The sequence below is a fragment of the Mycobacterium sp. KBS0706 genome (genome assembly GCF_005938675.2).
Lineage (GTDB): Bacteria > Pseudomonadota > Alphaproteobacteria > DSM-16000 > Inquilinaceae > Inquilinus.
This window is the reverse complement of sequence record NZ_VCCH02000033.1, coordinates 63607-72469: the sequence shown is the minus strand read 5'-3', so window position 1 is coordinate 72469 and position 8863 is coordinate 63607. Positions and strand designations below refer to the sequence as shown.

Annotated in this window: 15 protein-coding genes; 2 read left to right on the top strand and 13 right to left on the bottom strand. The window is 68.2% G+C overall.

The genetic code is table 11. The annotated features are described in order from the left end of the window. Window position 1: 1 nt before the first annotated feature. Window positions 2–385 (bottom strand): helix-turn-helix domain-containing protein, encoded by a 384-nt coding sequence (locus FFK22_RS19125; RefSeq protein WP_138892673.1) that lies wholly within the window; start codon window positions 383–385, stop codon window positions 2–4. A 133-nt stretch (window positions 386–518) separates the two neighbouring features. Here FFK22_RS19125 and FFK22_RS19120 point away from each other — a divergent pair, with 133 nt between their 5' ends. After that, on the top strand, window positions 519–1535 hold the full coding sequence (locus FFK22_RS19120) for an NAD(P)-dependent alcohol dehydrogenase (protein WP_138892674.1): 1017 nt from the start codon (window positions 519–521) through the stop codon (window positions 1533–1535). 97 nt (window positions 1536–1632) lie between these two features. On the opposite strand, the gene FFK22_RS19115 is transcribed toward FFK22_RS19120, so the two are convergent. Further along, window positions 1633–1824 (bottom strand): hypothetical protein, encoded by a 192-nt coding sequence (locus FFK22_RS19115; protein ID WP_138892675.1) that lies wholly within the window; start codon window positions 1822–1824, stop codon window positions 1633–1635. A 5-nt stretch (window positions 1825–1829) separates the two neighbouring features. Next, entirely contained in the window at window positions 1830–2237 is a 408-nt protein-coding gene (locus FFK22_RS19110; RefSeq protein WP_138892676.1) for a RidA family protein, read from the bottom strand. Window positions 2238–2342: 105 nt separating this feature from the next. Here FFK22_RS19110 and FFK22_RS19105 point away from each other — a divergent pair, with 105 nt between their 5' ends. Then, window positions 2343–3236 (top strand): LysR substrate-binding domain-containing protein, encoded by an 894-nt coding sequence (locus FFK22_RS19105; protein ID WP_138892677.1) that lies wholly within the window; start codon window positions 2343–2345, stop codon window positions 3234–3236. Between the two features lie 51 nt (window positions 3237–3287). On the opposite strand, the gene FFK22_RS19100 is transcribed toward FFK22_RS19105, so the two are convergent. From FFK22_RS19100 to rplE, 10 genes are all read right to left on the bottom strand, one after another. Beyond that, window positions 3288–3875: an adenylate kinase gene (locus tag FFK22_RS19100; RefSeq protein WP_138892678.1), complete on the bottom strand. Its 588-nt coding sequence runs from the start codon at window positions 3873–3875 to the stop codon at window positions 3288–3290. Then, entirely contained in the window at window positions 3872–5224 is a 1353-nt protein-coding gene (gene secY / locus FFK22_RS19095; protein ID WP_138892679.1) for a preprotein translocase subunit SecY, read from the bottom strand. The genes FFK22_RS19100 and secY overlap by 4 nt, the downstream gene beginning before the upstream one ends. A gap of 82 nt (window positions 5225–5306) precedes the next feature. Continuing rightward, complete coding sequence (rplO, locus tag FFK22_RS19090; RefSeq protein WP_138892680.1) at window positions 5307–5822, bottom strand: 50S ribosomal protein L15; 516 nt, start codon at window positions 5820–5822, stop codon at window positions 5307–5309. A 25-nt stretch (window positions 5823–5847) separates the two neighbouring features. Beyond that, the gene (gene rpmD, locus FFK22_RS19085) at window positions 5848–6051 is read right to left on the bottom strand and encodes a 50S ribosomal protein L30 (protein ID WP_138892681.1); all 204 of its coding nucleotides are present in this window, start codon (window positions 6049–6051) and stop codon (window positions 5848–5850) included. Further along, a complete protein-coding gene (gene rpsE, locus FFK22_RS19080) occupies window positions 6044–6649 on the bottom strand; it encodes a 30S ribosomal protein S5 (protein WP_138892682.1) in 606 nt (201 codons plus the stop codon). Before rpsE ends, rpmD begins: the two co-directional genes overlap by 8 nt. 11 nt (window positions 6650–6660) lie before the next feature. After that, entirely contained in the window at window positions 6661–7026 is a 366-nt protein-coding gene (gene rplR / locus FFK22_RS19075; RefSeq protein WP_138892683.1) for a 50S ribosomal protein L18, read from the bottom strand. Between the two features lie 11 nt (window positions 7027–7037). Continuing rightward, entirely contained in the window at window positions 7038–7571 is a 534-nt protein-coding gene (gene rplF, locus FFK22_RS19070) for a 50S ribosomal protein L6 (RefSeq protein ID WP_138892684.1), read from the bottom strand. An 11-nt stretch (window positions 7572–7582) separates the two neighbouring features. Beyond that, complete coding sequence (gene rpsH / locus FFK22_RS19065) at window positions 7583–7981, bottom strand: 30S ribosomal protein S8 (RefSeq protein ID WP_138892685.1); 399 nt, start codon at window positions 7979–7981, stop codon at window positions 7583–7585. Window positions 7982–7993: 12 nt separating this feature from the next. Beyond that, window positions 7994–8299 (bottom strand): 30S ribosomal protein S14, encoded by a 306-nt coding sequence (gene rpsN / locus FFK22_RS19060; RefSeq protein ID WP_138892686.1) that lies wholly within the window; start codon window positions 8297–8299, stop codon window positions 7994–7996. A 17-nt stretch (window positions 8300–8316) separates the two neighbouring features. Continuing rightward, window positions 8317–8856 (bottom strand): 50S ribosomal protein L5, encoded by a 540-nt coding sequence (rplE, locus tag FFK22_RS19055; protein ID WP_138892687.1) that lies wholly within the window; start codon window positions 8854–8856, stop codon window positions 8317–8319. Window positions 8857–8863: the final 7 nt, after the last annotated feature.

The following is an 8863-nucleotide window of genomic DNA, read 5'->3' as shown; positions in this document are numbered from 1 at the left end:
GTCAGATGGCGGCCTCGGTCAGCAGCCGCGCGTTCGCCGCCTCTGCCGTCCCTTCCACCCGCTCCCGGAAACTCTGGCCCCAGGCCCTCATGGCGTCCAGCACCGGCGCCAGGGTGCGGCCGTATTCGGTCAGAGAATATTCCACCCGCGGCGGCACCTCGGCGAAGACCTGCCGGTGCACGATGCCGTCCGCCTCCAGCTCGCGCAGTTGCAGCGTCAGCGAGCGCTGCGACACGCCGCCGAAATGCTTCCGCAGCTCACCGAAGCGCCGCGGCCCGTCCAGCAGTTGGTACAGGATCACCGGCTTCCACTTGCCGCCCATGACGGCGAGCGTGACCTCGACCGCACAGCCATAGGACCGGCGGGCCTGGTCTCGTGGCGGCATTCTCGTCTCCATAGGTGCAAAAGAGTATCCTATGGCAAGAAATGTTGCCTTCTTGCGCGAGGGCCTGCAAGCCGCAACATGGCGCCCATGCCGCCGGTCCGGCGGTGACCCGACCCCATCGGAGATCAGAGCCATGCGCCAGTACCGTTTTCCCCGCACCGGCAGCATCGACGACCTCACCCTTGCCGAGACCGACACGCCGGTCGCCGGCCGCGGCCAGGTGCTGGTCCGGCTGCGCGCGGCGTCGCTGAACTACCGCGACCTGATGGTCGCCACCAACCGCTACGGCCGCGGCGCGCCGCTGCCCGACCTGGTGCCGCTGTCCGACGGCGCCGGCGAGGTGGTGGCGGTCGGTCCCGACGTCACCAGGGTCAAGGTCGGCGACCGGGTCGCCGGCATCTTCATGCAGAGCTGGATCGGCGGCGAGATCGACGCGGCCGACCCGGCCAGCGCCCTCGGCGGCGCGGCCCATGGCGTGCTGGCCGAGCACCGCGTGTTCGACCAGGACGGGCTGGTGCACCTGCCGGACCATCTGTCCTTCGAGGAGGGCGCCGCCCTGCCCTGCGCCGGGGTCACCGCCTGGAACGCGCTCTATGGCGGCCAGCATCCGCTGCAGCCGGGCGAGACCGTGCTGGTGCTGGGCACCGGCGGCGTCTCGATCCTGGCGCTGCAATTCGCCCATGCCGCCGGGGCCCGGGTGATTGCCACCTCGTCCAGCGACGCCAAGCTGGAGCAGGCCAAGGCTCTGGGCGCGGCCGAGCTGGTGAACTACCGCCGCAATCCGGACTGGGAGAAGGAGGTGCTGCGGCTGACCGGCGGGCGCGGCGTCGACCATGTCATCGAGGTCGGCGGCGCCGGCACGGTGCCGAAGTCGATCGCCGCCACCCGGATCGGCGGCTTCGTCCAGCTGATCGGCGTGCTGACCGCCGGCAGCCCGTTCGAGCCGACGCCGCTGATCGGCCGGTCGGTGACACTGCGCGGCCTCTATGTCGGCTCGCGCCAGATGTTCGAGGCGATGAACCGGCACATCACCCAGGCGGGCATCAAGCCGGTGATCGACCGGGTCTTCCCGTTCGAGCAGGCGAAGGACGCCTACCGGCACTTGGAGGCAGCCGGCCATGTCGGCAAGATCGTGATCGCGATCGGGTGATCTCATATCAGCGAGTCTATGAATCGATCGTCATCCCGTGCTGCGCCGCGCCCGGGATGACGAGGTCGTGAAGAACCCGATCAAAGATTCGCCGGTATCAGAAGGGATTTTGGGGCGGCTTTTGCCAGCCCCGCCACCGGTCGAGCCCCAGGTCCGCCCGGAGATGCTCGGAGAGGTCGCCCGGCCGGAGCACCGGGCGACGGCGCCGCAGCAGCGACGCGAAGGACAGCACCAGTCCGGCAAGGCGGCGCAGCGCCGTCGGCCGCCGCGCTGGAAGCACGGCCGGCACCGCGTTCATCCCGGCACCACGGCGAGCACGTCGAGCTCGAACAGCAGCCCGTCGCGGAAGAAGCGGGCGATCTGCAGCGTGGTGCTGGCCGGCGGTGCCGCGCGGTTGACGTAGCGGTCGCGCACCTCGCGCAGGGCCGGGCCCTGGACGGCGAAGTCGGTGACGAACATGCCGAGCCGGATCACGTGCTCGAAGCCGCTGCCGGCGGCAGCCAGGCCGGCCTTCACGTTCTCGAAGGCCTGTTCGGCCTGGGCGGCAAAATCCGGCCCGGCGATCGAGCCGTCCGGGCGAATGCCGACCTGGCCGGAGAGCTGGACCAGCCAGGCGCCGGCCGGGATCAGCACGACCTGGGAATAGCCGTTCGGCGCCGGCATGGTGTCGGGGTTGAGGAAGGTCAGGGCATCGGTGGGCATCGCAGGTCATCCTGGCTGGAAAGGATGGACGGACGATGCTCTCGCCGGCCCGGCCGAACCACGCAGGGCCTCGCCGCCGATCATAAGCCTGGCTTATACTGAGCCATGGCCACCGACAGCCTGCCCCTGCCTGCCCTGCATGCCTTCGAGGCGGCAGCGCGGCATGTCAGCTTCACCCGCGCCGCCGAGGAGCTGGGGCTGACCCAGGCGGCGGTCAGCTATCACATCAAGCGGCTGGAAGAACGGCTGGGCGCGCCGCTGTTTGCCCGCCGCGGCCGCAGCCTGGTCCTGACCGAGTCCGGAGAGCGGCTGGCGGCCGAGGTGGTCGACGCCTTCGGCCGGCTGCGGGCCGCGGTCGGCAGCGAGGTGGATGCGGCGGGCCGCAGCCTGACGGTGGTATCGGTGCCCACCTTCACCACCCATTGGCTGGCGCCGCGGCTCGGCGCCTTCCAGGCCGCGCATCCGGAGCTGACGGTCAAGCTCGCCACCAGCACCGAGCTCGGCGACAGCATCGAAGGCGAGCTCGCCGCCGATATCGAGATCCGCGCCGGGCCGAACGGCTTCCCGCCGCGCTGCATCGCCCACAGGCTGCTGGCGGTTCGCCTCGCCTGCGTGATGGCGCCCCGGCTCGCGGCCGGGCTGCGGCAACCGGCGGATGTGCTGTCGCTGCCGCTGATCGGCATGGCCATGAGCTGGGATGCCTGGTTCGAGGCCGCCGGCGTCGAGGCCCCGGCCGCCCTGCGAAAGCCGGCGCCGCGCTTCGACAACCAGGCGGCCTCGGCGCAGGCCGCCGCGGGCGGGCTCGGGGCGGCCCTGGTCACGCCCGACTTCTTCGCCGAGGACCTGGCCAGCGGGCGGCTGGTCGCGCCCTTCCCGCTCCTGGTCGACCGCGCCAAGGGCTACTGGCTGGTCTATGCCGCGGAGCAGCGCCACCGGCCCAAGATCCGTGCTTTCCGCGACTGGATCGTCGCCGCCGCCGCGGCCGGGCCGCACCCATGAAAAAAGGCGGCCCGAAGGCCGCCCCTGATCGTCACGCCCCGACCGGTCCGGTCAGGAGGCGTCCGCCGGCTGGAAGCCGAGGATGGATTCGATCTGCCGGGTGACCGTGTCCATGTCGGCCATGCCGTCGACCGCCTTCAGCAGCCCCTTGTCGCGGTAGTAGGGGATGATCGGCGCGGTCTGCTCGCGATAGATGCCGAGGCGCTTGCGCAGCGTCTCCTCGGTGTCGTCGGAGCGCTTCTCGGTGGACTGTGAGGCGCGGTTGGCCACGCGGGCGAACAGCGCCGCCTCGTCGACCTTCATCTCGATCACCACGGCCAGCGACCTGCCGTGCCGGCCCAGCGTCTCGTCCAGCCCTTCGGCCTGCCGAACGGTGCGCGGGAAGCCGTCGAGGATGAAGCCGCGGTCGCAGTCGGGCTGGGCGATCCGCTCGGCGATCATGTCGAGCATGATCTCGTCGGTGACCAGATCGCCGCGGTCGAGGATCTCCTTCACCTGGCGGCCGAGCGGCGTGCCGGCGGCGATCGCCGCCCGCAGCATGTCGCCGGTCGAGAGCTGCTTCAGCCCGTAGCGCTCTTCCAGCCGTTTCGCCTGCGTCCCCTTCCCTGCCCCGGGCGGGCCCAACAGGATCAAATTCATCGACGGCTCCCCCGCAGCTTCGATTTCTTGATCAGCCCTTCATACTGATGGGCCAGGAGATGGGAATGGACCTGGGCGACCGTGTCCATGGTGACCGTGACCACGATCAGCAGGCTGGTACCGCCGAAGTAGAACGGCACCGCGTATTGGGACGTCAGGAACTCCGGCAGCAGGCAGACCACCGTCAGATAGGCGGCGCCGATCACCGTGATCCGGGTCAGCACGTAGTCGATGTAGTCGGCGGTCGACTTGCCCGGGCGGATGCCGGGGATGAAGCCGCCATACTTCTTCAGGTTGTCGGCCGTCTCCTCCGGATTGAAGACGATCGCGGTGTAGAAGAAGCAGAAGAAGATGATCAGCGCGGCATAGAGCGCCATGAACAGCGGCTGGCCATGCGCCAGCTGCCCGGCGATGAAAGCGACCCAGCTGCCGGTGTCGCCGGCCTGGTTGCCGGCGAAGCCGATCAGCGTCGCCGGCAGCAGCAGCAGCGACGAGGCGAAGATCGGCGGGATCACGCCCGAGGTGTTGAGCTTGAGCGGCAGATGCGAGCTCTCGCCGCCGAACATGCGGTTGCCGACCTGTCGCTTCGGGTACTGCACCAGCAGGCGCCGCTGCGCCCGCTCCATGTAGACGATGAAGAAGATCACCGCCACGCAGAGCACCAGCAGGATCAGGATCACGAAGGGCGACAGGGCACCGGTGCGGCCCAGCTCCAGCATCTGGACCAGGGCATGCGGCAGCGAGGCGACGATGCCGGTGAAGATGATCAGCGAGATGCCGTTGCCGACGCCGCGCGAGGTGATCTGCTCGCCCAGCCACATCAGGAACATGGTGCCGCCGACGATGGTGACCACCGTGGTGAAGCGGAAGTACCAGCCGGGATCGACCACCGCCGCGCCGACCGAGCCGTGCACGCTCTCGAGCCCGACCGCCAGCGCATAAGCCTGGGCGGTGGCCAGCACCACGGTGAAGTAGCGGGTGTACTGGTTGATCTTCTTGCGCCCGGCCTCGCCCTCCTTCTTCAGCGCCTCGAGCGTCGGCGATACCGCCGTCAGGAGCTGGATGATGATGGAGGCCGAGATGTACGGCATGATGTTCAGCGCGAAGATCGTCATCCGACCCAGCGCGCCGCCGGCAAACATGTTGAGGATGCCGAGGAGGCCGCCGCCCTGCTGGGAGAAGATCTCCGTCAGCACGCGGGGATCGATGCCCGGGATCGGCACATAGGTGCCGATGCGGTAGATGATCAGCGCGCCAAGGGTGAACCAGATGCGCTTGCGGAGCTCCGTGGCCTTGGCGAAGGCGCCGAAGTTCAGGTTCGCAGCGAGCTGTTCTGCAGCAGATGCCATGCAAGGCCTCGAATGAAAAAGGGCGGGGACTGCGAACAAACGCGGTCCCCGCCCTCCGTTTTACCCGCGTTGGACGGCGGCGTTAAGCCTGGGACGACGTCCCTGCGTCATTGTCGACAGCCTCGGCCGGGGCCGGGCTGGTCTGGACCACCGAGCCGCCGGCCTTCTCCACCGCCGCGACCGCAGCCGCCGAAGCGCTGTGGACGTGCAGGGTGACCTTGGCCGAGAGCTCGCCCTTGGCCAGCAGGCGGATGCCGTCCAGCGTCTTGGCCACGAGCCCGCCGGCGATCAGCGCGTCGGCATCGACCGGCTTGGCCGCATCGATCCGGCCGGCCTCGATCGCCTTCTGCAGGCGGCCGAGATTGACCACGGCGTAGTTCGACCGGAACTTCTTGTTGTTGAAGCCCCGCTTCGGCAGCCGCATGTAGATCGGCATCTGGCCGCCTTCGAAGCCCTTGATGGCCACGCCGGTCCGGCTCTTCTGCCCCTTCACACCACGGCCGCCGGTCTTGCCCTTGCCGGAGCCGATGCCGCGACCGATGCGCATGCGCGCCTTGCGGGCGCCGGCATTGTCGCGGAGTTCGTTGAGTTTCGTCATGTTCGCTCCTCGTGAGCGGCGGGCCTCAGCCCGCCTGCTCGACCCGCAACAGGTGCTTCACCTTCTCGATCATCCCGCGGACCGCCGGAGTGTCCTCCAGCTCGCGGGTGCGATGCAGCTTGTTGAGGCCGAGGCCGACCAGCGTCTCGCGCTGGTCATGCCGGCGGCCGATCGGGCTGCCGATCTGGGTGACGATCACGGTCGCCCCCTTGGCGTTCGACTCAGCCATTTGCGGCCTCCACCACCTCGACGCCACCCTCGCGCTTGGTCGGGGCGCCGATGATGTCGGCGACGCGCTTGCCGCGCCGGGCGGCGACGGCGCGGGGGCCTTCGATCGTCCGCAGCGCCTCGAAGGTCGCCTTGATCATGTTGTGCGGGTTCGACGTGCCGATCGACTTGGCGACGACGTCCTGGACGCCCAGCGCCTCGAAGATCGCGCGCATCGGGCCGCCGGCGATGATGCCGGTGCCCTGGGTGGCGCTGCGGAGCTGGACCTTGCCGGCGCCGAAGTGACCCAGGATGTCGTGATGCAGCGTCCGGCCTTCGCGCAGCGGAACGCGGATCATGCTGCGCTTCGCCTGCTCGGTCGCCTTGCGGATCGCCTCCGGCACCTCGCGGGCCTTGCCCGAGCCGTAGCCGACCCGGCCGCGGCCGTCGCCGGTGACCACCAGGGCGGCGAAGCCGAAGCGCCGGCCGCCTTTCACCACCTTCGCGACGCGATTGATGTGAACGAGCTTCTCGATCAGCTCCTCACCGGCATCCCGCTCGCTCGGGCGCTTGTCGCCACGATCCCGAGGACCGCGACTGTCTCTGCTTTCGCGTGCCATCCGCGTCCTCCTCAGAAGTCCAGGCCGCCCTCACGGGCGGCATCGGCTAGGGCCTTGACCCGGCCGTGATACAGGTAGTGCCCACGATCGAACACGACCTTGTCGACCCCGGCCGCCTTGGCCCGCTCCGCCAGGAGCTTGCCGACCGCGGCAGCGGCTTCGATGGTGGCGCCGGTCTTCAGCGACCCCCGCAGGTCCTTCTCGATCGACGAGGCGGCGGCAAGGGTTTTGCCGGCCTGGTCGTCGATGACCTGGGCGTAGATCTGCTTCGAAGAGCGGAACACAGACAGGCGCAGGCGGCCATAGCGAGCCGTGCTCAGCTTGTGGCGGAGACGGCTCTTGCGGCGCTCGCGCAGCTCGTTGGTCTTGATGGTCATCCCGGCCGTCCTTACTTCTTCTTGCCTTCTTTGCGCAGGATGGTCTCGTTGTCGTACTTGATGCCCTTGCCCTTGAACGGCTCCGGCTTCTTGTACCCGCGGATCTCCGCGGCAACCTGACCGACGCGCTGCTTGTCGAAGCCGGTGATCGAGATCGAGGTCGGCTTCTCGCACTTGATCGCGATCCCCTCGGGGATCGGATAGCGCACCTCGTGGCTGAAGCCGAGGGTCAGCACCAGCTCCTTGCCCTGGACCGCGGCGCGGTAACCGACGCCGTTGATCTCGAGGTTGGAGGTGAAGCCCGTGTTGACGCCCACGACCATGTTGTTGATCAGGGTGCGGCTGGTGGCCCACATGGTCTGCGCCAGGCGCGACTGGCTCTTGGGCTCGACCTTAATGGCGCCGTCCTCGAGCGAGACCTTGATCTCGTCGTTGACCGCGAGCTTGAGCTGACCGAGCTTGCCCTTGACCGAGACGGCCTGGCCCGAGACCGAAGCGTCGACCCCTGCCGGAACCTTGACCGCGTGCTTGCCGATACGTGACATCGCCGGTCTCCTCAGAACACGCGGGCGAGGATCTCGCCGCCGACATTGGCGGCGCGGGCCTCGACGTCCGACATCACGCCGCGCGGCGTCGACAGGATGGAGATGCCCAGCCCGTTATACACCTTCGGCAGGTCCTTGATGCCCGAGTAGACGCGGCGACCCGGCTTCGACACGCGGTCGATGCGCTTGATCGCCGGCTGGCCCTCGGCATATTTCAGCTCGACCTTGGTGGCCGAGATGCCGGTGCTGACCTCATGGGTCTCGTAGCCGCGGATGTAGCCCTCGCGCTTCAGCACGTCGAGGACGTTGGTGCGCAGCTTCGAGGCCGGGGTCTCGATCACGGCCTTGCCGGCGCGCTGACCATTGCGGATGCGGGTGAGCAGATCGCCCAACGGATCACTAAGCGACATAATCCGTACTCCTTACCAGCTCGACTTGGTCATGCCGGGGATCTGCCCGCGCGAGGCCAGCTCGCGCAGCGCGATACGGCTCAACTTGAAGCGCCGGTAGAAGGCCTTCGGGCGACCGGTCAGCTCGCACCGGTTGTGGATCCGGACCGGCGAGGAATTCCGCGGCAGCTCCGCCAGCTTCAGGCGGGCGGTGAAGCGGTCTTCCATCGTCAGGCTTTGGTCGTTGGCGATCGCTTTCAGGCGCTCGCGGCGGCCGGCGAACGCCTTCGCCAGCTTCTCGCGACGCTTGTTCTTCTCGACCGAGCTCTTCTTGGCCATGATCTATCCTTGCTCGTTCAGCTGACGAACGGGAAGTCGAAGGCCTTGAGAAGGGCACGCGCCTCCTCGTCGGTCTTCGCGCTCGTCACGATAACGATGTCCATTCCCCGCACCGTCTCGATCTTGTCGTAGTCGATCTCGGGGAACACGATCTGCTCCTTGATGCCGAGGGCGTAGTTGCCCCGGCCGTCGAAGGACTTGGGCGACAGGCCGCGGAAATCGCGGACCCGCGGCAGGGCGATGTTCACCAGGCGATCGAGGAACTCGTACATCCGATCGCTGCGCAGCGTCACCTTGGTGCCGATCGACATGCCTTCGCGCAGCTTGTAGACCGCGATCGACTTCCGGGCCTTGGTGACCACCGGCTTCTGGCCGGCGATCAGGGTCAGCTCGGCGACGGCCGCCTGGATCTTCTTGCTGTCGGCGACGGCATCACCAACGCCCATGTTGATGATGATCTTCTCGATCCGCGGCACCTGCAGGTCGTTCGCATAGGCGAAGTCCTGCTTCAGCTTCGGCCGGACGACCTTGTCGTAGTGGGTCTTGAGACGAGCCATGGCCATC

Bases quoted from the DNA above. Each gene is read 5' to 3' on its own strand.
- FFK22_RS19125 (WP_138892673.1), bottom strand. From the start codon at position 385: ATGCCGCCACGAGACCAGGCCCGCCGGTCCTATGGCTGTGCGGTCGAG.
- FFK22_RS19120 (WP_138892674.1), top strand. From the start codon at position 519: ATGCGCCAGTACCGTTTTCCCCGCACCGGCAGCATCGACGACCTCACC.
- FFK22_RS19110 (WP_138892676.1), bottom strand. From the start codon at position 2,237: ATGCCCACCGATGCCCTGACCTTCCTCAACCCCGACACCATGCCGGCG.
- FFK22_RS19105 (WP_138892677.1), top strand. From the start codon at position 2,343: ATGGCCACCGACAGCCTGCCCCTGCCTGCCCTGCATGCCTTCGAGGCG.
- FFK22_RS19100 (WP_138892678.1), bottom strand. From the start codon at position 3,875: ATGAATTTGATCCTGTTGGGCCCGCCCGGGGCAGGGAAGGGGACGCAG.
- secY (WP_138892679.1), bottom strand. From the start codon at position 5,224: ATGGCATCTGCTGCAGAACAGCTCGCTGCGAACCTGAACTTCGGCGCC.
- rplO (WP_138892680.1), bottom strand. From the start codon at position 5,822: ATGACGAAACTCAACGAACTCCGCGACAATGCCGGCGCCCGCAAGGCG.
- rpmD (WP_138892681.1), bottom strand. From the start codon at position 6,051: ATGGCTGAGTCGAACGCCAAGGGGGCGACCGTGATCGTCACCCAGATC.
- rpsE (WP_138892682.1), bottom strand. From the start codon at position 6,649: ATGGCACGCGAAAGCAGAGACAGTCGCGGTCCTCGGGATCGTGGCGAC.
- rplR (WP_138892683.1), bottom strand. From the start codon at position 7,026: ATGACCATCAAGACCAACGAGCTGCGCGAGCGCCGCAAGAGCCGTCTC.
- rplF (WP_138892684.1), bottom strand. From the start codon at position 7,571: ATGTCACGTATCGGCAAGCACGCGGTCAAGGTTCCGGCAGGGGTCGAC.
- rpsH (WP_138892685.1), bottom strand. From the start codon at position 7,981: ATGTCGCTTAGTGATCCGTTGGGCGATCTGCTCACCCGCATCCGCAAT.
- rpsN (WP_138892686.1), bottom strand. From the start codon at position 8,299: ATGGCCAAGAAGAGCTCGGTCGAGAAGAACAAGCGTCGCGAGAAGCTG.
- rplE (WP_138892687.1), bottom strand. From the start codon at position 8,856: ATGGCTCGTCTCAAGACCCACTACGACAAGGTCGTCCGGCCGAAGCTG.